The sequence below is a fragment of the Labrys sp. E2SS-1L genome, from assembly GCF_057073705.1.
In genome coordinates, this window is record NZ_CP172712.1 from 1,250,295 (window position 1) to 1,269,828 (window position 19,534).

Annotated in this window: 18 protein-coding genes; 9 read left to right on the forward strand and 9 right to left on the reverse strand. The window is 64.6% G+C overall.

Going from position 1 to position 19,534, the window contains the following annotated elements; translation table 11 throughout:
* Positions 1-124: 124 nt before the first annotated feature.
* Positions 125-1,018 (reverse strand): LysR family transcriptional regulator, encoded by an 894-nt coding sequence (locus ACIGJE_RS05695; protein ID WP_440727726.1) that lies wholly within the window; start codon positions 1,016-1,018, stop codon positions 125-127.
* Positions 1,019-1,121: 103 nt separating this feature from the next.
* Between ACIGJE_RS05695 and ACIGJE_RS05700 the strand changes: the two genes are divergently transcribed.
* The gene (locus tag ACIGJE_RS05700; RefSeq protein ID WP_483679513.1) at positions 1,122-2,429 is read left to right on the forward strand and encodes an MFS transporter; all 1,308 of its coding nucleotides are present in this window, start codon (positions 1,122-1,124) and stop codon (positions 2,427-2,429) included.
* Between the two features lie 21 nt (positions 2,430-2,450).
* Here ACIGJE_RS05700 and coaA read toward each other — a convergent pair whose 3' ends face one another.
* The 7 genes from coaA to hisB all read right to left on the reverse strand — a co-directional run bounded on the left by coaA (position 2,451) and on the right by hisB (position 7,250).
* Positions 2,451-3,404 carry a type I pantothenate kinase gene (gene coaA, locus ACIGJE_RS05705; RefSeq protein ID WP_082979986.1) on the reverse strand — a complete coding sequence of 318 codons (954 nt, stop codon included), beginning with the start codon at positions 3,402-3,404 and terminating at the stop codon, positions 2,451-2,453.
* Between the two features lie 29 nt (positions 3,405-3,433).
* Positions 3,434-3,751 (reverse strand): phosphoribosyl-ATP diphosphatase, encoded by a 318-nt coding sequence (locus tag ACIGJE_RS05710; RefSeq protein WP_311939105.1) that lies wholly within the window; start codon positions 3,749-3,751, stop codon positions 3,434-3,436.
* On the reverse strand, positions 3,748-4,533 hold the full coding sequence (hisF, locus tag ACIGJE_RS05715) for an imidazole glycerol phosphate synthase subunit HisF (RefSeq protein WP_483679516.1): 786 nt from the start codon (positions 4,531-4,533) through the stop codon (positions 3,748-3,750). Before hisF ends, ACIGJE_RS05710 begins: the two co-directional genes overlap by 4 nt.
* A 213-nt stretch (positions 4,534-4,746) precedes the next feature.
* On the reverse strand, positions 4,747-5,487 hold the full coding sequence (hisA, locus tag ACIGJE_RS05720; RefSeq protein ID WP_483679518.1) for a 1-(5-phosphoribosyl)-5-[(5-phosphoribosylamino)methylideneamino]imidazole-4-carboxamide isomerase: 741 nt from the start codon (positions 5,485-5,487) through the stop codon (positions 4,747-4,749).
* Entirely contained in the window at positions 5,475-6,125 is a 651-nt protein-coding gene (gene hisH / locus ACIGJE_RS05725; protein ID WP_311939111.1) for an imidazole glycerol phosphate synthase subunit HisH, read from the reverse strand. Before hisH ends, hisA begins: the two co-directional genes overlap by 13 nt.
* Entirely contained in the window at positions 6,122-6,652 is a 531-nt protein-coding gene (locus ACIGJE_RS05730; protein WP_483679520.1) for a DUF2628 domain-containing protein, read from the reverse strand. Before ACIGJE_RS05730 ends, hisH begins: the two co-directional genes overlap by 4 nt.
* Before the next feature lie 4 nt (positions 6,653-6,656).
* Positions 6,657-7,250 (reverse strand): imidazoleglycerol-phosphate dehydratase HisB, encoded by a 594-nt coding sequence (gene hisB / locus ACIGJE_RS05735; RefSeq protein ID WP_367623799.1) that lies wholly within the window; start codon positions 7,248-7,250, stop codon positions 6,657-6,659.
* A 309-nt stretch (positions 7,251-7,559) separates the two neighbouring features.
* On the opposite strand from hisB, the gene ACIGJE_RS05740 reads away from it, so the two are divergent.
* From ACIGJE_RS05740 to ACIGJE_RS05775, 8 genes are all read left to right on the forward strand, one after another.
* Positions 7,560-8,780, forward strand: a complete 1,221-nt coding sequence (locus ACIGJE_RS05740; RefSeq protein WP_483679522.1) for a serpin family protein — start codon at positions 7,560-7,562, stop codon at positions 8,778-8,780.
* 334 nt (positions 8,781-9,114) lie between these two features.
* Complete coding sequence (gshB, locus tag ACIGJE_RS05745; RefSeq protein WP_483679524.1) at positions 9,115-10,056, forward strand: glutathione synthase; 942 nt, start codon at positions 9,115-9,117, stop codon at positions 10,054-10,056.
* A 162-nt stretch (positions 10,057-10,218) separates the two neighbouring features.
* A complete protein-coding gene (locus tag ACIGJE_RS05750; protein ID WP_311939179.1) occupies positions 10,219-10,545 on the forward strand; it encodes a DUF2853 family protein in 327 nt (108 codons plus the stop codon).
* Between the two features lie 547 nt (positions 10,546-11,092).
* On the forward strand, positions 11,093-12,700 hold the full coding sequence (locus ACIGJE_RS05755; RefSeq protein ID WP_068293074.1) for an ABC transporter substrate-binding protein: 1,608 nt from the start codon (positions 11,093-11,095) through the stop codon (positions 12,698-12,700).
* Positions 12,701-12,781: 81 nt separating this feature from the next.
* A complete protein-coding gene (locus ACIGJE_RS05760) occupies positions 12,782-13,798 on the forward strand; it encodes an ABC transporter permease subunit (RefSeq protein ID WP_367623801.1) in 1,017 nt (338 codons plus the stop codon).
* The gene (locus ACIGJE_RS05765) at positions 13,788-14,720 is read left to right on the forward strand and encodes an ABC transporter permease (RefSeq protein ID WP_311939122.1); all 933 of its coding nucleotides are present in this window, start codon (positions 13,788-13,790) and stop codon (positions 14,718-14,720) included. Before ACIGJE_RS05760 ends, ACIGJE_RS05765 begins: the two co-directional genes overlap by 11 nt.
* A 22-nt stretch (positions 14,721-14,742) precedes the next feature.
* Entirely contained in the window at positions 14,743-15,729 is a 987-nt protein-coding gene (locus ACIGJE_RS05770; protein WP_394312646.1) for an ABC transporter ATP-binding protein, read from the forward strand.
* On the forward strand, positions 15,729-16,685 hold the full coding sequence (locus ACIGJE_RS05775) for a dipeptide ABC transporter ATP-binding protein (protein WP_311939126.1): 957 nt from the start codon (positions 15,729-15,731) through the stop codon (positions 16,683-16,685). The genes ACIGJE_RS05770 and ACIGJE_RS05775 overlap by 1 nt, the downstream gene beginning before the upstream one ends.
* A gap of 224 nt (positions 16,686-16,909) precedes the next feature.
* On the opposite strand, the gene ACIGJE_RS05780 is transcribed toward ACIGJE_RS05775, so the two are convergent.
* Complete coding sequence (locus ACIGJE_RS05780; RefSeq protein WP_483679526.1) at positions 16,910-19,432, reverse strand: caspase family protein; 2,523 nt, start codon at positions 19,430-19,432, stop codon at positions 16,910-16,912.
* Positions 19,433-19,534 lie beyond the last annotated feature (102 nt).

The following is a 19,534-nucleotide window of genomic DNA, read 5'->3' on the forward strand; positions in this document are numbered from 1 at the left end:
CCCAATGCATGCCGGGAATCTGGTGTTGGTCCCAGAATTGCGTGCAAGGGATCATGGAGGAACCGGGCCGCTTCGTCCATCCGCAGCGGTGAGTGGGACATGGCCCATCGCCGGGAACGTCTTTTCAGATCCGCTCACCCGTCAGCCGGTGGGCGAGCATCTCGATGAAGAGACGGGTCCGTGCCGGGGTGCCGACATTGGCGGGCCAGACCGCACTCACGGGGGTCGGTGGCGGCTCGTAGTCCGTCAGAAGCAATTCCAGCTGGCCGTCATCGACCTCTTGGCGCACCTGCCAGAGCGGTGCGATGCCGATGCCGGCACCGAGAAGGACAGCGGCATTGGCGGCGGCGGCGTCATTGCATTTCAAGGGGCCCTTGACCGGGATGCGCACAAGGCCGCCGTCGACCAGGAAGGGCCAGGCATCGCCCTCCGGTCCGATGGTGCGGATGACGCATAGATGCGTCGAGAGATCGGCGGGGGTACGCGGATAGCCATGCCGCATCAGATAGGCAGGGGCAGCCACGATGACACGGCGAAGCTGCGTGATTCGTCGGGACCGCAGGCTGGAAGCGCCGAGATCGCCAACCCGGATCGCGACGTCCAAGCGCTCCTCGATCAGGTGGGAGAGGGCGTCGTCGAGCACGAAATCGATCTCGACTTCCGGAAAGCGCTGGGCGAATGCCACCGCGGTCGGCACCACGAAGCGAGAGGCAAAATGGATCGAGGCGCTGATACGGAACAGGCCGCCGATGCGTTGCGCCTCGCGCCGGGCTTCCGACCGGGCATCGTCGATGTCCTTCAGGGCGGCGCGCAAGCGCTCGCGCAGGACCATCCCGGTCGGCGTCGTCTGCAGGCGTCGCGTCGTTCGCCGGATGAGCTCGACACCCAGTTCCTCCTCGAGCGACGCGATCGCCCGGCTGACCGCCTGCAGGGATCGGTTCAGATGATGGGCAGCGGCCGTGAGGCTGCCGCGTTCGACCGTCTCGACGAAGGCTTCATATTGCTCGATGCTGGCCATATTATCACAAAATTCGGAATAATTATTCAATAATAATAGCTATTATCACTCCATTAGGATGGATGCAAAATCGCACCTGATCTTCGCATCGGGAAACAGCGCCATGTCTTCCATCTCGACATCTTCCATCTCGACATCTTCCATCTCGACGTCTTCCATCTCGACCACCGAGGCGGGACCGACGCCGGCCGAACCGGTTTCCGGTCTGCCCGCCGGACTCACATTCCTGTTCGCTGTCTCCGTCGCGATCGCCGTGCTTGGTCTTTTTGCGTCGCAATCGCTCATCGGCCTGATTGGCCCTGCCTTCGATTTCAGTGCCAGCGAAGCGGGGTTCGTCACCACGCTTACCTTGCTCGGTTACGCCAGCGGTCTGTTTCTCCTGGTGCCTCTGGCCGACATCGTCGAAAATCGAAGCCTGATCGTCGCGACGCTGGCGGTCGAGGCAGTCGCCCTGGCGGCTGTCGCCTGTGCGCCGACACCCGCTTGGTTCCTGGCTGCTTGCTATGTCTGCGGCCTGGCGGCGAGTGCCATCCAGATGATGGTGCCGGCCGCTGCCCAGTTGAGTTCGCCCGCCTGTCGCGGTCGGGTCGTCGGCAATGTAATGAGCGGCCTGATGATCGGCATTCTGCTCTCGCGGCCTGCCGCCAGTCTCGTGGCGGAGATCGCAGGCTGGCGCTGGTTCTATGGCGGCCTTGCCGTTCTCGTCGCCGTCCTCGCGGCGATCCTGGCCTTCGTCATCCCACGCCGTCAGCCGGCGGGCACCGTGAGCTATGCGCGGCTGATCGGGTCGCTGTGGACGATACTGCGCCAGGAGCCGGTATTGCGGCGGCGTGCGGCCTACCAGGCGCTATGCATGGGTGCCTTCGGCGTGTTCTGGACGTCTGTGGCGCTTCGTCTCGCTCAGGCCCCCTTTGGTCTCGGCCAGACCGGAATCGCCCTGTTCGCCTTCGCCGGTGCTGCGGGTGCCGTGGTGGCGCCGCTCGCCGGACGTGCGGGAGACAAGGGGAGGACGCGCGGCGCCACCCTGCTCGCTCATCTCGCCGTGATCGGCGCCATGGTCCTGGCCCAGATCGGCGGCGACTTCCTGGCGCGCGGGGCATCGCCGGGAGCGTTCCATGGCGCGCTTGCGACCTTGGTCGCCGCTGCGGTTCTGCTCGACCTTGGCGTCGTCGGCGACCAGACCCTGGGGCGGCGCGCCATCAATTTGTTGCAGCCGGAGGCGCGCGGGCGTGTCAACGGCCTGTTCACGGGTCTGTTTTTCATCGGGACGTCGACAGGGGCGGGGCTGTCGGGCTTTGCCTGGGTCCATGCCGGCTGGCCTGGCATATGTGCGGTGGGCGCGGCCTTCGGCGTCGCGGCGCTCATCACCTTTCTCACGGAGCAGGCCGGGGGCGGCGCCTCTCGAGGCTGAATGGCTCGCTTCTGCCGCCCGTCACAGCTTGCGGAGCGAGACCTGCTCGATGTCGTGGCTGTCGCCCTTGCGCAGGATCAGGTCGGCACGCGGGCGGGTCGGCAGGATATTCTCGATCAGGTTGGGCTGGTTGATGCGGCTCCACAGGCCGAGGGCGGTCTCCAGCGCTTCGGCCTCGGTTAGGTCGGCATATTTGCGGAAGAAGGAGAGCGGATTGCGGAAGGCCGTCTCGCGCAGGGTCATGAAGCGCTCGACATACCAGCGCCTCAGCAGCGCCACCTCGGCATCGAGATAGATGGCGAAGTCGAAGAAGTCCGAGGTGAAGGGGATCGCCTTGCCGTCGCGGGGCAGGCGGGCTGGCTGCAGCACGTTGAGCCCTTCGACGATCAGGATGTCGGGCTGGTCCACCGTGACGATCTCGCCCGGCACCACGTCGTAGACGAGATGGGAATAGACCGGCGCCGTGACCTTGCCCTGGCCGGCCTTGATGTCGGCCAGGAAGCGCAGCAGGCGCTGGGTGTCGTAGCTTTCCGGAAAGCCCTTGCGTTCCATCAGGCCGTGTTCGCGCAGGAAGGCGTTGGGGAACAGGAAGCCGTCGGTGGTGATCAGGTCCACCTTCGGCGTGTTGGGCCAGCGCGTCAGCAATTGGCGCAGCACGCGGGCGGTGGTCGACTTGCCGACCGCGACCGAGCCGGCCACGCCGATGAGATAGGGCACCTTGCCCTGGCTGGTGCCGAGAAAGCGCTGGGTGGCGCGGTGCAGCCCCTGCGTCGCCGCGACATAGAGCGAAAGCAGGCGCGACAGAGGCAGGTAGATTTCTTCGACATCGGTCAGCGAGACCGGGTCGTTGAGGGCGCGCAGGCGGTCGAGCTCGGCCGCCGTCAAGGTCATCGGCGTGTCGGCCCTCAGCTTGGCCCATTCGCTGCGGGTGAACACCGAATAGGGAGACACGGGCGACTTCACGAGCTGGTCCATGGCGTTTGCCTGCCCCTCAACTGTCGGCGTCATCGAGGACGGGACGCTTTTTCAGCAAGGCCGGATTGGCCGGTGCGCCGCTCGAGCTCCTGCAGGACTGCAGCGAGCGGGATGTCGCGCGCCTTGAGGCCGACGAGCAAATGATAGAGCACGTCGGCGGCCTCGGCGACGATCGGGCCTTCCTCGCCCTCGGTGAGGGCGATGACGAGTTCCACCGCCTCCTCCCCGAACTTCTTGGCGGCACGTGGCGGTCCGCCGGCCAGCAGCTTGGCCGTCCAGGACTGCTCCGGCGGTGCCTTGGCCCGCTCGGCCACCCGAGCCTCGAGATCGGTCAAGGAAAAGCTCATGCTGCCAATCCGTCGAGACGCATCGGCAGGCCCGCCTTGGCCATATAGGCCTTGGCCTGCCGGATCGAGAAGGTACCGAAATGGAAGATCGAGGCGGCGAGAACCGCGCTGGCATGGCCGTCGCGCACGCCCTCGACCAGATGTTCGAGCGTGCCCACGCCGCCCGAGGCGATCACCGGCACGCCGACCCTGTCGGCGATCGCACGGGTGAGATCGAGGTCGAAGCCGATCTTGGTGCCGTCGCGGTCCATGGAGGTGAGCAGCAATTCGCCGGCACCGAGCCGCACGACATCCTCGGCGAAGGCGATGGCGTCGATGCCGGTCGGGCGGCGCCCGCCATGGGTGAAGATCTCCCAGCGGGCTGCCTCGCCTTCGGTCGAGACCCTCTTGGCGTCGATGGCGACGACGATGCATTGCTGGCCGAACTTCTCGGCTGCACGGGCTACGAACTGCCTGTCGGCGACCGCGGCCGAATTGATCGAGACCTTGTCGGCGCCGGCGAGAAGGAGCTGGCGGATGTCTTCCACCGCCCGCACGCCGCCGCCGACGGTGAGCGGCATGAAGCAGGCCTCGGCGGTGCGGCTGATCACGTCGAGCAGCAGGCCGCGATTCTCATGGGTGGCGGCGATGTCGAGGAAGCACAATTCGTCGGCGCCGGCCTGATCATAGGCGCGCGCACTCTCGACCGGATCGCCGGCATCAACGAGATCGACGAAGTTCACGCCCTTGACGACACGGCCGTCCTTGACGTCGAGGCAGGGGATCACGCGGGCTTTGAGCATCGACCTTCTTGACCGAGATTGCGGGCCGTTGGTGGCACCATGACAGAATTATAGAGGAAAATCACGAGAGGATGGTCATCCCGTGCGCGATGCAACATGAAATGTTGCGGCGCAGACACGGGACCGTTTCCAGAATGAAACTCATTCGGCACGCTGCCCCGTGTCTGCAGCGCATCACTGCGTGCTGCACTGCGCACGGGATGACCCGCCCTCTCAGGCCCCCCTTCTCAACAGGGCGAGAGCCTCATGCGGGTCGAGGCGGTGGTCATAGAGCGCGCGGCCGGCAATGGCGCCCTCGAGCAGTGCGGCATCGGGCTGGACCAGGCGCTCGACGTCGGCGATCGAGGCAAGGCCGCCCGAAGCGATCACCGGGATCGAGACCGCCCGGGCCAGGGCCAGCGTGCCGTCCCAGTCGATGCCCTTGAGCATGCCGTCCCGCGCGATATTGGTGTAGATGATGGCGGAGACGCCGGCATCCTCGAAGCGCTTGGCGATTTCCTCCGCGGTCACGGTGGAGACCTCGGCCCAGCCCTCGACCGCGACGAGGCCGTCGCGCGCGTCGAGACCGACGGCGATCTGTCCCGGAAAGGCCTTGGCAGCTTCCTTGACGAAGGCCGGATCGCGTACGGCGGCAGTGCCGATGATCACCCGCGCGATGCCCTTGTCGAGCCAGGCCGCCACGGTCGTGAAGTCGCGGATGCCGCCGCCGAGCTGCACCTTCATGGTGCAGGCGGCAAGGATGCGCTCCACGGCTGCCGAATTCATCGGCTTGCCGGCGAAGGCGCCGTCGAGGTCGACGACGTGGAGGTGGGAAAAGCCCATATCCTCGAAGGCGATCGCCTGTTCGGCCGGATCGTCGTTGAAGACGGTGGCCTGGGCCATGTCGCCCTGGACGAGGCGCACGCAGCGCCCTTCCTTGAGATCGATTGCAGGAAAGAGGATCACGGGCGCCACCGCAGGAAGTTGGCGATCAGGGCCAGGCCGAGGGCCTGGCTCTTTTCGGGATGAAACTGGGTTCCCACCATGTTGGCACGGCCGATCATGGCCGTGACCGGGCCGCCATAATCGGCCTCGGCGATCACGGCGGCCGGATCGGCAGCCGCCAGATGATAGGAATGGACGAAATAGGCGTGCAGGCCGGAAGGACCGGTCGGGATGCCGGCAAGGAGAGCGTGCTCGCGCCTAGCGGACAGCGTGTTCCAGCCCATATGCGGCACTTTGAGAGCGGGATCCGCAGGCTGGATCGCCTTGACGTCGCCGCCGATCCAGCCGAGCCCTTCGGTGGTCTCGAATTCGAGCCCGCGTTCGGCCATCAGCTGCATGCCGACGCAGATGCCGAGGAAGGGGCGTCCCTTGGCGGTCACGGCATGGCCGAGCGCCTCGATCATGCCGGATACGGCAGTCAGGCCGCGCTTGCAGTCCGCATAGGCGCCCACGCCCGGCAGCACGACATGATCGGCGCCGGCCACCCGCTCGGGATCACTGGTCACTTCGATGGCGACGGGCAGGCCGGCTTCGGCTGCGGCGCGTTCGAAGGCCTTGCGGGCGGAATGCAGATTGCCCGAGCCATAGTCGATGATGGTTGCGATCAAGGCTTTGTTCCATGCGGTTCGGGAAAGACGCCGAGCACGTTCGGCGAGCCGCTGTTCCGGCCCAGGGCCGAGGACCAGGGGCCGGGGAATTCCTGTCCGGGAGGGTGCGTGCCTGCCGTCGGCGGGTTCCGGGCAGCCGGAACGGCGAGGGAACGACCTTCGAAATGGCGCTGTTCGGCTTCCGCGAGGGTATGGCCGGAGGCGATGCCGCTGAAGCGCCAGCCCTGGCGGCGCATGGTCCAGGCGCGCAGGGCATTCGCATCCAGGGCAAAGCACAGGCTGACCAGCAGGGAGACGATTCCGGCGGCACGCTGGTCCAGGGAGAACGCCGATGTCAGCACGGCGAGCGCCACCTGCAGCCCCAGCCAGGCCAGGAAGACCAGCCACATCCTGCGCCACAGCAGCCAGACCGGCGTGACCAGAAAGGCGCCGAAGCTGAAGCCGTCCTTGACGAAGACGGACTTGTCGGCGGCCTCCAGCGTGTCGGGAGCGGTCTTGGCGGGCTCGAAAACGAACCAGCTCGGCATCGTCTCAGCCTCCGAGCTTGCCCTTGGTGGTCGGCAATTGGCCTTCCAGGCGCGGGTCGATGGCGACAGCCGACTTCAGGGCGCGGGCCAGCGCCTTGAAACAGCTTTCGGCGATATGATGGGCATTCGAGCCATAGAGCGTCTCGACATGCAGCGTGATGCCGGCATTCATGGCGAAGGCCTGGAACCATTCGCGCACCAGTTCGGTGTCGAAGGTGCCGATCTTCTCGCGCGGGAAATCAACCTTGAACACCAGGAAGGGGCGGCCGGAGATGTCGATGGCGGCGCGTGTCAGCGTCTCGTCCATCGGCAGATAGGCATCGGCATAGCGCGTGACGCCCTTGAGGTCGCCCAGCGCCTTGCGGATGGCCTGCCCCAGGGCGATGCCGGTATCCTCGACGGCATGGTGGTCGTCGATATGCAGGTCGCCCTTGGTGCGCACGGTGATGTCGATCAGCGAATGGCGGGCGAGCTGGTCGAGCATATGGTCGAAGAAGCCGACGCCGGTGGCGATGTCGTGCTTGCCCGTGCCGTCGAGTTCGACGGTCACGGACACCGACGTTTCATTGGTGACGCGCTCGATCGACGCGCTGCGCATGACTGACCCCGCTGGAACCTTGTGCCGGAAGGCGCTGGCGACTTTCGGCATGGGCGATGCAACGACAAGGAGGGCGCGGGCCGGGTTCGAAGGTCGAGCCCGGCCACACCCCGAGAGGCAGCCTTATAGCGGGGCGGCGGGTGCGGGGAAAGCCCGTATTGTGCGGTGCATTCACGCAGAAAGGTGCTCTGCGATACAGCGCGTCCATGGCATCATGCTTAACTGGGGCAGTGACCGGGCATTGGTGCCCGTTGAGGAGGATGGGGCATGGGCCGCCGCGCTGAGTTTGCAGTATCGAGGAGAGCCTTGATGATCCTTGGCTTGCTCGCCGCCATGCCATTGCCGGCGGAGGCCGCGCCCAAGCCCAAATCGAGCGACGCCAGATCGACGGATGCGAAGCCGGCCGAGAAGGCGAAATCGGCTCCGAGCGCCGTGTCCCAGGCCTCCGCCCGCTTCGGCTTCGACCTCCTCGTTGCGCTGGGCAAGACAGCGGCAGGCGAGCCCAATCTCGCGGTTTCTCCGGCCAGCCTCGCCGCCGCCTTCGCGCTGCTCGATCTCGGGGCCAGCCCGAAGCTCCATGCCGCGCTGCTCAAGACGCTGCGGCTCGAAGGCAAGGCCGGCGATTTCGCCAAACTGCGCCAGGCCTTGTCGCCCCTGATCGCGGGCGGCAAGGACGAAAGCCCGCTGACCGGTATCGGCGCGGTCTATTTCGACCGGGACGCCACCCCCAAGCCGGCCGCTTTGGCGAAGCTGAAGCAGGCGGGCGCAACGGTGGAGGTCACCGATATCGCCAGTCCGGCAACGCGCGATGCCATCAACGCCCTGGTCAAGGAGCGCACGCGCGGCCTCATTCCCAGCCTCATCGACAATCCCTTGCATGGGGGCAGCCTCGTCCTGCTCAACGCCCTTCATTTCAAGGATGAGTGGCGCATGGCCTTCGATCCCGCCCAGACCGGCGAGGCCGATTTCCATCGTGCCGATGGCGGTCCGGCCAGGGTGGCGATGATGCATTCGGGCTCGGCGTCGCGGCTGGCCCGCCAGGAGGGGCGCTTCGTCGGCGTTTCCCTGCCCTACCGCACCAAGGGCTACGCGTTGATCCTGATCACCACAACGGACAAGCCGGCCGGCCTTGCCGATTTTTCGGAGGTTTCGGGCTGGCTGACGGGGGAAGGGTTCGCCGAGACGACCGGCACCGTCGCCCTGCCGCGCCTCACCATCAAGGCCGGGGGCGACCTCAGGGCCAGCCTGGACGGCCTCGGGCTCGATCCGGCCGCGGGGGCGCCGGACGCGCTGCGCCAGTTCTCGGCCAAGCCGCAGAAGATCGACGAGATCATCCAGAAGGTCGCCATCGCCATCGACGAGAAGGGAACCGAAGCGGCGGCGGCCACGGCCATCACCTCCCGCAGCCTTGCCGACAAGCCCGAGCTCGCCTTCGTCGCCGACAAGCCCTTCCTGTTCGCCTTGCGTGACGAGGCGAGCGGCCAGACCCTGATGGCCGGCTATGTCGGCGACGCATCCAAGGCGCAATAGGTTCCTGGAGGGGCGATCCGGAGAGTCTGACCGAAAATCTGTAAAACTCGCGTTTTGCCATTGCCGGGCTTCGTCCCAGCTCCAGCGCCGCAATCTCAACAAGCGGTGGTATCTGGATGCCCGGGACAAGCCCGGGCATGACAAAACTGAGCTTTTCTCGGCTCTGTTCGCGATTATTGAGTCAGGCTCTGGAGATCGACCCTCGTCGATGCCTCCCGCTCTCGATCAAATTCTTTTTGTCGTAAGCCGTCCCGGCGTCTGTTGCGGCGCGGCGTCGACAGCTATCTAACTAGCAGTCCTTTTTCGAGACCCTGGAAATCCGAGGAACTGCCTGATGAAGCTCAACGTTGCCGTGCAGATGGACCCGATCGAGCGCATCAACATCAAGGGGGATTCCACTTTTGCCCTGATGCTGGAGGCCCAGGCGCGCGGCCATGCGCTGGCGGTCTATACGCCCGATACCCTGTCCCAGCGCGACGGCATCGTCTCCGCGCAGGTCAGGCCGGTCACCGTGCAGGATGTCGAGGGCGATCACGTCAAGGCCAGCGCGGAAAGCCGTACCGACCTTTCCGGCTTCGACGTGGTGCTGCTGCGCCAGGACCCGCCCTTCGACATGGCCTATGTCACCACCACCCACATGCTCGAGCGCATCCATCCCAAGACATTGGTGGTGAACGATCCCTTCCACGTGCGCAACGCGCCGGAGAAGATCCTGGTCACCGAGTTTCCGGACCTGATGCCGGCCACGCTGATTACCCGCGACCGCGTCGAGATCGAAGCCTTCCGGGCCGAACATGGCGACGTCGTGATGAAGCCGCTCTATGGCAATGGCGGTGCGGCCGTGTTCAAGGTGAGCAGGCAGGATCCGAATTTCGGCTCGCTCTACGATCTCTTCGCCTCTCTGTCGCGCGAGCCCTGGGTGGTGCAGCATTTCCTGCCCAAGGTCTCGGAGGGCGACAAGCGCATCATCCTGGTCGACGGTGTCGCTGCCGGCGCTGTCAATCGGGTGCCGCAACCGGGCGACATTCGCTCCAACATGGTGCGCGGCGGCGCCGCCAAGCCGACCGACCTGTCGCCGCGTGAACGGGAAATCTGCGAACGAATCGGACCGACACTGCGCGACAAGGGCTTGCTGTTCACGGGAATCGACGTGATCGACGGCCATCTCACCGAGATCAACGTGACTTCGCCGACAGGCCTGCGGGCGATCAAGCGGCTCGGTGGCCCGGATCTGGCCGCCCAGATCTGGGATGCGATCGAGGAAAAGCGCCGCTGAGTGTCTTTTGCGTGCATTTCTGTGCGGCTTCCGTAGGGAAAGCCGCACTTTGCGGTGGCGCCTGCGGGCAAATCATGCCCTAATATTCCACGGTTGTTTCGACCAGCAAATAACTGTGTCCGATGCATCGTGATCCAGGAGGAATGCACGCCGATGTCTGATCTGGCTACCTACGTCGCTGATATCAAGAAATACACGTCCAGTGTGAACGAAGCCGCTGCTGCCGGCATCGTGAAGCATCTCGGCATTGCTCTGCGTAATCGTGATTCTTCGCTCGTTGCCGGCAAGGACCCTACCGAACTTGCTCGTGTCCGCGACAGCTTCCTCAAGAAGAAGCTCGCCTTGACGGATGCCGACGACAAGCTTGACGCGGCCGTTGCCGCAGTGATCGAGAAGCTCAAGGCCGACAATTCGAAGTCGCGCGTGACGGTCTATTATCTCCTCGCCGAGCACTTCAAGAAGCTCGACCTCTTTGTGAAATCCGCCTGATTCTTGCCGCGGCGCGTCCATCGCGCCGCTCGCTCGGGTAACTTTATGTTACAGAAAAGCCCCGTGGAATAGCCGCGGGGTTTTTCGTTGGCGCTTCCTGATACAAAAATTACAAACGCCACGAAAATGTCAGATTCCGATTGCCGAAAACGCATAAAAAGGCTTCCATACGCGCCAACTGGGCAAGGGGCGTAACGTCGGGTATGGTTTGGAGCTAGATGAGGCCAAAAATGGCCGGACGAGAGGCGCAGGCACGGTCGGGACATGCATCCCGGGAGGCGGAGCGGCGCTGCGGAAAGCCATTCATCGCCTCACCGCCTTCGGTGGCGCTGTGGCTTTGGCCGATGAGCAGATCGTTTCAGCCATGGGTTTGGCCCGTGGCGGGCGTAACAAGTCGGAAGGCTTGCGTCCTCGAACCTCTTCTCCTCGGCTCGAAACGCCTCTGTCTGGCCTGAAACGATGACCGGCGGCGCGCCCTCAATGCCCGTTCGGCGTTTGCGTTCGCTTGGAGGCGGACGGAACAATGCACCATGACAGTGGGGAACAAATGTCAAAACTGCTGAAGACAGGCCTTCTGGCGGCCGGCTTTGCCGCGTTGCTGGGAACGACGGCAATGGCCGCGACCAAGACGCTGGTCTATTGCTCGGAGGGAAGCCCCGAGAACTTCACCCCGGCCCTGAACACCACCGGCACCTCGCTTGACGCCGCCCGGCCGGTCTACAACCAGCTCGTGGAATTTACGCCGGGCACCACCGACCTCCGGCCTGGCCTCGCTGAGAAGTGGGACGTTTCCAAGGACGGCACCGAGATCGTCTTCCATCTGCGCAAGGGCGTGAAGTTCCACTCCTGGAAGGGCTTCAAGCCGACGCGCGACTTCAACGCCGACGACGTCCTGTTCTCCTTCAATCGCCAGTGGAAGGATGACAATCCTTATCACAAGGTTTCGGGCGGTTCGTACGACTACTTCAACGACATGGACATGCCCAGCCTGTTGAAGTCGATCGAGAAGGTCGACGACTACACCGTCAAGATGACCCTGACCAAGCCGAACGCGCCTTTCATGGCCAATCTCGGCATGGATTTCGCGACCATCCAGTCGGCCGAATATGCCGACTACCTGCTCAAGGCCGGCACGCCCGAGAAGTTCGACCAGGAACCCGTCGGTACCGGCGCCTTCCAGTTCGTCGCCTATCAGAAGGACGCGGTGATCCGCTACAAGGCCTTCCCGCAATATTGGGCCGGCAAGGTCAAGCTCGACCAGCTCGTCTATGCGATCACGCCGGATGCAGCCGCCCGCTATGCCAAGCTGCAGAAGAACGAATGCCAGGTCATGGTCGGCCCCAACCCCGCCGACCTCAAGTCGATGGAGGCCAACAAGGACATCAAGGTCCTGACCAATGAAGGCCTGAACGACATGTACTTCTCCTTCAACACGGAGAAGCCCCCGCTGGACAAGAAGGAAGTACGCCTGGCCCTGGCCAAGGCGATCAACCTGAAGGCGATCCTCTCGGACGTCTATGAAGGCAGCGGCAAGCCCTCGACCACGCTGATCCCCTCCTTCATGCTGGGCTACAACGACAAGATCCCCGAATACGGCTATGACCCCGAAGCTTCCAAGAAGCTCCTGGCCGACGCCGGGGTGAAGACCCCGATCGACATCGACCTGTGGTACATGCCGGTCTACCGGCCCTATAATCCCAACGGCAAGCGCATGGGCGAGCTGATGCAGGCCGATCTGGCCAAGATCGGCGTCAACGCCAAGCTCGTCACCTATGAATGGGGTGACTACCGCAAGCGCCTGCAGAACGGTGAGGCTACGCTGCCCCAGATGGGCTGGACCGGCGACAATGGCGATCCCGACAACTTCTTCTTCCTGTTCGCCTGCGACATCGAGAAGAAGAAGCCCGTCAGCCAGAACTATCCGCGCTGGTGCAACAAGGACCACCAGGAGCGCCTGGAGAAGGCCCGCGCCAGCTTCGACAAGGCCGAGCGCACCAAGCTCTACCAGGAGATGCTGCAGATCGCCCATGACGAGGTTCCCTATCTGAACATCGCCCACACGGTGGTCTACACGCCCGTTCGCAAGAACGTCGAAGGCTTCAAGCCCTCGCCGCTCGGCCGCTTCGAGTTCTTCGATACCGACCTGAAGAAGTAATCACGCTTTCAGGCTGCCAGGTCTTCATCGGCCTGGCAGCCTTTTTGTATCCTGTTTTCTACTGCTGACCCGCGAGCGCCCATGCTGACCTTCCTGCTCAAGCGTGTCGCCATGACCGTTCCGACCTTCATCGCGCTGGTCGCCTTGGCATTCTTCGCCATTCGAATGGTTCCCGGCGACCCGGTCGAAGTGCGTGTGGGCGAAAGAGGTATTTCGCCCGAGCGCCTGGCCGAATTCCGTCACCAACTCGGTCTCGACCAACCTGTCTACGAGCAGTTCGGCCGCTATCTCTGGCAACTCCTGCATGGTGATTTCGGCACCTCCATCGTCACCCAACGGCCGGTGCTGACCGAGTTCTTCACCCTCTTTCCTGCCACGGTGGAACTGGCCTTCGCGGCCATGATCTTCGCCATCGGCCTCGGTATTCCCTTCGGAATCCTCGCCGCCCTGCAGCGCGGCAAGTTCGCCGACTACATCGCCACAGCCTTCGCCGTGATCGGCAATTCCATGCCGATCTTCTGGTTCGGCATCCTTCTGATCCTGCTGGTTTCCCTCAAGCTCGATCTGACGCCGGTCGGCGGGCGTATCGACACGGCGTTCTATTTCGACGAGGAAACCAGTACCGGCTTCATGCTCTGGGACGCCTTCTGGTCCGACCAGGAGGGCGCGGTCTGGTCTGCGCTGCAGCATCTCATCCTGCCCGCCATCGTGCTCGGCACCATCCCTCTGGCGGTGATCATGCGCATCACACGCTCGGCCATGCTGGAAGTGCTGAACGAGGACTATGTCCGCACCGCCCGGGCCAAGGGGTTGTCGCCGCTGCGGGTGATCGGCCTGCATGCCCTGCGCAATGCCATGATCCCGATCGTCACCGTGGTCGGCCTGATGATCGGCATGCTGTTCGCCGGCGCGGTGCAGACGGAATCGGTGTTCTCCTGGCCCGGCGTCGGCAAGTGGCTGATCGATTCCTTCTCGCGCCGTGATTATCCCGCGCTTCAGGGCGGCATCCTGATCATCGCCATCCTCGTCACCTTCATCAATCTCTTCGTCGATCTGCTCTACGGCGTCATTAATCCAAGGATTCGCCATGGCCGCTGACACGCAAGCCGCGGCGGCAATCCGCCCGGCCAAGCCGCCTTCCGCCACTGCCGAGATCTGGGACTCGCTCAAGCAGAACAAGGGCGCCGTCGCGGGCCTTGTCGTGCTCGTCCTGGTGGTTCTCGTTGCCGTTTTTGCCGATTTCCTGGCTCCCTACGCACCCTATAATGCGGCGGGCTGGCCGGACGCCGGCCATCCCGGCCATGTCGGCCAACCCCCGGCCTGGGTCGAGGGTGGCAGTTGGGAGTTCATCCTCGGCACCGACAAGAGCGGCGGTCGTGACGTGCTTTCGCGCCTGATCTATGGCGCGCGCTACTCGCTCGGCATCGGCCTGACCGTGATGGCGGTCTCGATGCTGCTCGGCGTCGTGCTGGGGCTCATCGCGGCCTATGTCGGCGGCTGGTTCGACTTCGTGCTGATGCGGCTGATGGACCTGATCATGTCCATCCCGGACCTGGTGCTTTCCATGGTGATCGTCGCCATTCTGCAGCCCGGTCTGGTGCCGACGGTCGCGGCCATCACCATCGTCTTCCTGCCGCGCTATGTGCGGATCGTCAGGGCCGCCGCCCTCGGGGAATTGTCGAAGGACTATGTCACCGCCGCCACGGTCGTGGGGGTCAAGCCGCCCCGGCTCCTGTTCCGCACCATCCTGCCCAATTGCATGGCGCCGCTGATCGTGCAGGCGACGCTCGGCGTCTCCGATGCCATCCTGCAGGCGGCGGCGCTGGGCTTCCTCGGCATGGGCGCGCAGCCGCCCATCCCCGAATGGGGCGCCATGCTCTCCGACGTGCGTCAGGACATCCAGAGCGCGCCTTGGCTCGCCATCGCGCCCGGCATCTGCATTCTGGTCACCGTGGTCGCCATCAACCTGTTTGGCGACGGTCTGCGCGATGCGCTCGATCCCAAGTTGAAGCGAGGGTAGACATGTTGGGGCAAGAATAGACATGGCGCTGCTCGAAATCTCCAATCTCACCGTCGAATTCCAGGTCAAGCACGGCTTCTTCCGGGCCGTGGACGGGGTCTCGCTCACGATCGATCCGGGCGAGATCGTCTCCATCGTCGGCGAGTCCGGGTCCGGCAAGTCGGTCGCCATGCTGGCGCTGATGGGCCTCTTGCCCAAGACGGCCCGCATCACCGCCGACAAGCTGGCCTTCAACGGGCTGGACCTGCAAAAGATCACGCCGCGCGAACGGCGCAAGATCATCGGCCGCGACATGGCGATGATCTTCCAGGAGCCGATGACCTCGCTCAATCCCTGCTTCACGGTCGGCTTTCAGCTCACCGAGGCCATACGTGCCCACCTGTCGATATCGCGGCGCGAGGCGCGGGACCGGGCGGTGGAACTGCTGAAGGCTGTCGGCATCACCGATCCGGCGCGCCGCCTGTCGGCCTTCCCGCATCAGATGTCGGGCGGCATGAGCCAGCGCGTGATGATCGCCATGGCGATCTCCTGCAATCCCAAGCTGCTGATTGCGGACGAGCCGACGACGGCGCTCGACGTCACCATCCAGGCGCAGATCCTCGATCTCCTGGTCAAGCTGCGCGAGGAACGCGGCATGGCCGTCGTGCTGATCACCCATGACATGGGGGTCGTCGCCGAAACGGCCGAGCGCGTGGTCGTGCAATATGCCGGCCAGCAGGTCGAGATGGCCAAGACGGGGCCTTTGTTCCACACGCCGCGCCATCCCTATACATCAGCCCTGCTGGCAGCCTTGCCGGAGCGGGCCACCTCGCAGATCCTGCCGTCGATCCCCGGCGTGGTGCCCGGCCAGTATGACCGCCCCCGCGGTTGCCTGTTCTCGCCGCGCTGTTCCTATGCCACCGATGAATGCCGCGCCGCACCGCCCAAGCGGGCCGGCGTGGACTATAACCAGGCCTTGTGCATCCACCCGCTGACTGGTGGCGAAGCGGCCCGCATGGAGGCCGTGTGATGGCAGTCCTCGTCGAAGCGCGTGATCTCGCGCGCTCCTATGAAGTCAAGCGCGGCATGTTCGGCGGCACGGCGACCGTCAAGGCGCTGGCCGGCGTGAGCTTCACGCTCGATGCCGGCAAGACGCTGGCGGTGGTGGGTGAGTCCGGCTGCGGCAAGTCGACCCTCGCGCGTTTGCTGACCATGATCGAGCAGCCCAGTGCGGGATCGCTGACCATCGGTGGCATCGATGTGAAGCTGGCGACGGCGGAGCAGCGCAAGACCCTGCGCCGCGAAATCCAGATCGTGTTCCAGAACCCCTTCGGCTCTCTCAATCCGCGCCAGACCATCGCGCAGGCGCTGGAGGAGCCCCTGCTGGTCAACACCAGGATGAGCTCGGGCGAACGGCGCGAAGCTGCCCTTGCCATGATGAAGCGGGTCGGCCTGCGCCCTGAGCAGGCGCTGCGCTATCCACATATGTTCTCGGGCGGCCAGCGCCAGCGCATCGCCATTGCCAGGGCCCTGATGCTCAGGCCGAAGATCCTGGTGCTGGACGAGCCGGTCTCGGCCCTGGACGTCTCGGTGCGCGCGCAGGTGCTCAACTTGCTCGCCGAACTGCAGCAGGAGTTCAAGCTCGCTTATATCTTCATCAGCCACGACCTGTCGGTGGTGCGCCACATCGCCGACGACGTGATGGTGATGTATCTGGGACGGGCGGTCGAGATGGGCACGCGCGACGCCCTGTTCTCGGCGCCGCAGCACCCCTATACCAGGGCACTGATGTCGGCGACGCCGCAGGCCGATCCCGACCGCAAGCGCGAGCGCATCGTGCTGCAGGGCGAATTGCCCTCGCCCTTCGCCCCGCCGACGGGCTGCGCCTTCAATCCACGCTGCCCGATCGTCAAGCCGCATTGCCGGGACGAACGACCGGGCCTGGAGCTGAAGCACGATCGCCTGGTCGCCTGTTTCGAGGTCTGAGGGCGCGCGCGCCGGCCCCCCTCATCCCCCTGCCGGGACCTCTAGTCAACTCGATAGAGTTGACGACACCCGCAAGGGGAGAAGGGATACTATTGAGGTCGGATTGCGGCTCCCGTCGCCGAACATCACGCAAGCCGGGTAGATTCCCTTCTCCCCTTGCGGGAGAAGGTGGCGGCAACCGGATGAGGGGAGATGCTCAACCTCTCGAAGCGGACTCCCACTCCCTACTTCCCCGGATTGAAGAAGAAGTCCTCGCCTGGCAGGGAACCGTAGGTGAAGGGCTCCTGCTGGCGTTCGGTCGCCTTCATCACATCGTCGCGCACCAGGCGGAAGAGCTTGCCGATCTCGACATTGGGCTTGCGCAGATTGGTGTCGAGCGCGGTGACGAAGGGCGAATTGCCATCCGCCCCGTCCAGCGCCACCTGGCCGGCCTTGGCGGCATAGACAACCAGGCTCGCGCCGTCAGGCTCGACGCGGCTGAGGCCGCGCGTGACGGCCCGCGTCGCGCTCTTCTTGGCCATCGAGCCCTCGAAGGGATTGTTGCGGCAAGCGTCGAGGATGACCAGGCGCAGCGACTTGGCGCCTTCGCCCGCTGCCATCACCCGGTCTAGCGGTACGGCTTCGAACAGGATGTCGCGCTCCTTCTCGAGCTTGGCATCGACCGGGATGAGGTAATTGACATTGTCGACCTCCATGCCGTGGCCGGCATAATAGACCACGGCCCAGTCGGCCTGCGCCGCCTTGTCCGAGAATTCTTGCAGGGCGCGGTTGAAGCCCTGGACGTCGAGGTCCTCCACCAAAGTGACGTCGCTGAAGCCGATGCTGCGGAAGGTCTCGGCCAACCGCGCCGCGTCACGCTTGGGATTGGGCAGGGGGCTGGTGCCGGTATAGGCACCATTGCCGATGATGAGGGCGATGCGCCTGCCCATCGACACCGGTGCCTGGGCCGGTGTCGAAGTTGCCGGCGTGGCCTGTTCGGCCGCCGGCGGATTGGCGGACCCGAACTTCTGCACCAGCGCCTGCTTGGCCTTTTCCAGGCCGGCGGCTGCAAGCGGATTGGAGGGAAACTGGCGCAGCATCGCCAGATAGTCGGCGGCAGCGAGGTCGGGCTGGCCGGCAGCGAGATAGGCATCGCCGCGCTGGCGCAGGATGAAGCTCTTGCGCCCGAGGCTGATGGCCTGGGTATAGTCGACGATGGCTGCGGCATAGTCCTGCTTTGCCGCCTGGGCCAGCCCGCGTGCGTGGAAAGCTTCGGGGGATTGCTGCGTGGTCGACAGGAAGCGCGTCGCATCGGCGATGGCACCATCCGGGTCGTTGCCATAGGCCTTGGCCATGGCGCGGTACATCAGGCTATAGGCATTCTTGCCGGGATCGGCCGTCAGTTCATCGCTGGCGGAGTCGACGGCGCGGCTCAGATCCGATGCGGCCTCGTCCTTGCGGCCGAGCTCGAGCAGCGCCACGCCGCGATTGAGGTAGTCGGGGGTGGCGGCCTTGCCGCCGGCGACCACCGAAGTGATGTTGTCGACGCTTTCCTGCAGACGGCCGAGCCTGAGGGCGGCGGAGGCGCGGTAGCTCAGCAGTTCCGTCCGAGTGGGTTTCAGGCGCAGGGCCTGGTCGAAATCGGCAATGGCCTGGGCATTGTCGCCCTTGGCGAAGCGGGCATAGCCACGCCCCGAGAAGGAGAGATCGTCATCCTGGCGCAGGGCGATGGCTTCGTTGTAATCGGCGATGGCCTTGTCGTAGTCGCCCTTGAGGTAGAAGCCCCAGCCCCGGTTCGAATTGGTGACGGCCAGCGTTTGGGGCAGGAGCAGATCACCCACCGCCAGCACGTCGCTGCAGGCCTTGACGATGTCGTCGGCCACCTTGGCCTGTCCGCAGAGCTGGCGATTGGCCCTGAGATCGGCGATCTCGGAAAGCGGTGCCTCCGCTGCCGAGCCACTGTCGTCGTCATCCAGCCGCAGCGAGCCGATCATGACCCCAAAGGCATCATAGGCCTCGAACATCTCCACCATCTGTGTGGTGTCCTTGCCGGTGTCGGCGTTCCAGCGGATGATCATGCCCCGCGCCGAACCGTCGGCGCCCTTGATGAAGCGGGCATAAAAGCCCAGGCTGTCCTTGGTGCCGAACAGCACGAAATAGGTCGGGTTACGCCCCGCCCGTGCCTTGAACAGCTTGGCCTGGACGATTCGGGTCACCTCCGGCGTGGCCTTCATAGCCTCGAATCGCGCCTCGAATGGCATGTCTCCTGCCGAAAAGGCCTGTAGTTCCACGCTCATGTCCCAGCGCGGCGCCCGCAGGCGCAGGCCCGTCGGCGTTTCCTCACGGGCCGGCAGCAGCGAGGCCGGATAGTCGATGGTCATGCCCTGGGCACTGGCGGTCCTGAAGTCGAGCAGAGCTTTCTGCTTGGCCGCCTTGGTGCGGGCGAGCTTGATCAACTCGGGCGAGGGGATGCTGTTTTCCTCGAGCGGCTTGATGTTCAGGCTTCTCAGATTGTGTGATTGGAAATTCCGGATCGCGACGAAGGTCGCTTCGTCAAAACTGCCCCAGAGGGGGAAATTGGTAAGGCTGTTGTAGCCGGTGTTCCACGACAGGTCGGATTGCAGCTGGCGCAGTTGCGTGCTGCTCAATTGATCGCCGATCCGCTTGGCTTTCTCGAAGCGGGCATAGTCGATGATCTGCGCCGCGGCCGGAGTGGCGATGGCCAGCGTCAGCCCGATCAGGGCGGCGATCGTCTTCAAGCGCAACATTGGGGAACCCCGGATCGATAGGTTTGGCCAAGATTTTGATCGTCAGGCCGCAGGGGCCTGAGCTTGGGCGCATTCCTGCACCTTGGAGCTTCTCGCCATAAC

What these genes read in the sequence shown, in the direction of transcription:
- ACIGJE_RS05710 (WP_311939105.1), bottom strand. Translation starts at nt 3,751, where the DNA reads ATGAGCTTTTCCTTGACCGATCTCGAGGCTCGGGTGGCCGAGCGGGCC.
- ACIGJE_RS05780 (WP_483679526.1), bottom strand. Translation starts at nt 19,432, where the DNA reads ATGTTGCGCTTGAAGACGATCGCCGCCCTGATCGGGCTGACGCTGGCC.
- ACIGJE_RS05775 (WP_311939126.1), top strand. Translation starts at nt 15,729, where the DNA reads ATGGCAGTCCTCGTCGAAGCGCGTGATCTCGCGCGCTCCTATGAAGTC.
- ACIGJE_RS05740 (WP_483679522.1), top strand. Translation starts at nt 7,560, where the DNA reads ATGATCCTTGGCTTGCTCGCCGCCATGCCATTGCCGGCGGAGGCCGCG.
- ACIGJE_RS05770 (WP_394312646.1), top strand. Translation starts at nt 14,743, where the DNA reads ATGGCGCTGCTCGAAATCTCCAATCTCACCGTCGAATTCCAGGTCAAG.
- ACIGJE_RS05760 (WP_367623801.1), top strand. Translation starts at nt 12,782, where the DNA reads ATGCTGACCTTCCTGCTCAAGCGTGTCGCCATGACCGTTCCGACCTTC.
- ACIGJE_RS05695 (WP_440727726.1), bottom strand. Translation starts at nt 1,018, where the DNA reads ATGGCCAGCATCGAGCAATATGAAGCCTTCGTCGAGACGGTCGAACGC.
- hisB (WP_367623799.1), bottom strand. Translation starts at nt 7,250, where the DNA reads ATGCGCAGCGCGTCGATCGAGCGCGTCACCAATGAAACGTCGGTGTCC.
- ACIGJE_RS05700 (WP_483679513.1), top strand. Translation starts at nt 1,122, where the DNA reads ATGTCTTCCATCTCGACATCTTCCATCTCGACATCTTCCATCTCGACG.
- gshB (WP_483679524.1), top strand. Translation starts at nt 9,115, where the DNA reads ATGAAGCTCAACGTTGCCGTGCAGATGGACCCGATCGAGCGCATCAAC.
- hisF (WP_483679516.1), bottom strand. Translation starts at nt 4,533, where the DNA reads ATGCTCAAAGCCCGCGTGATCCCCTGCCTCGACGTCAAGGACGGCCGT.
- ACIGJE_RS05755 (WP_068293074.1), top strand. Translation starts at nt 11,093, where the DNA reads ATGTCAAAACTGCTGAAGACAGGCCTTCTGGCGGCCGGCTTTGCCGCG.
- ACIGJE_RS05730 (WP_483679520.1), bottom strand. Translation starts at nt 6,652, where the DNA reads ATGCCGAGCTGGTTCGTTTTCGAGCCCGCCAAGACCGCTCCCGACACG.
- ACIGJE_RS05765 (WP_311939122.1), top strand. Translation starts at nt 13,788, where the DNA reads ATGGCCGCTGACACGCAAGCCGCGGCGGCAATCCGCCCGGCCAAGCCG.
- coaA (WP_082979986.1), bottom strand. Translation starts at nt 3,404, where the DNA reads ATGGACCAGCTCGTGAAGTCGCCCGTGTCTCCCTATTCGGTGTTCACC.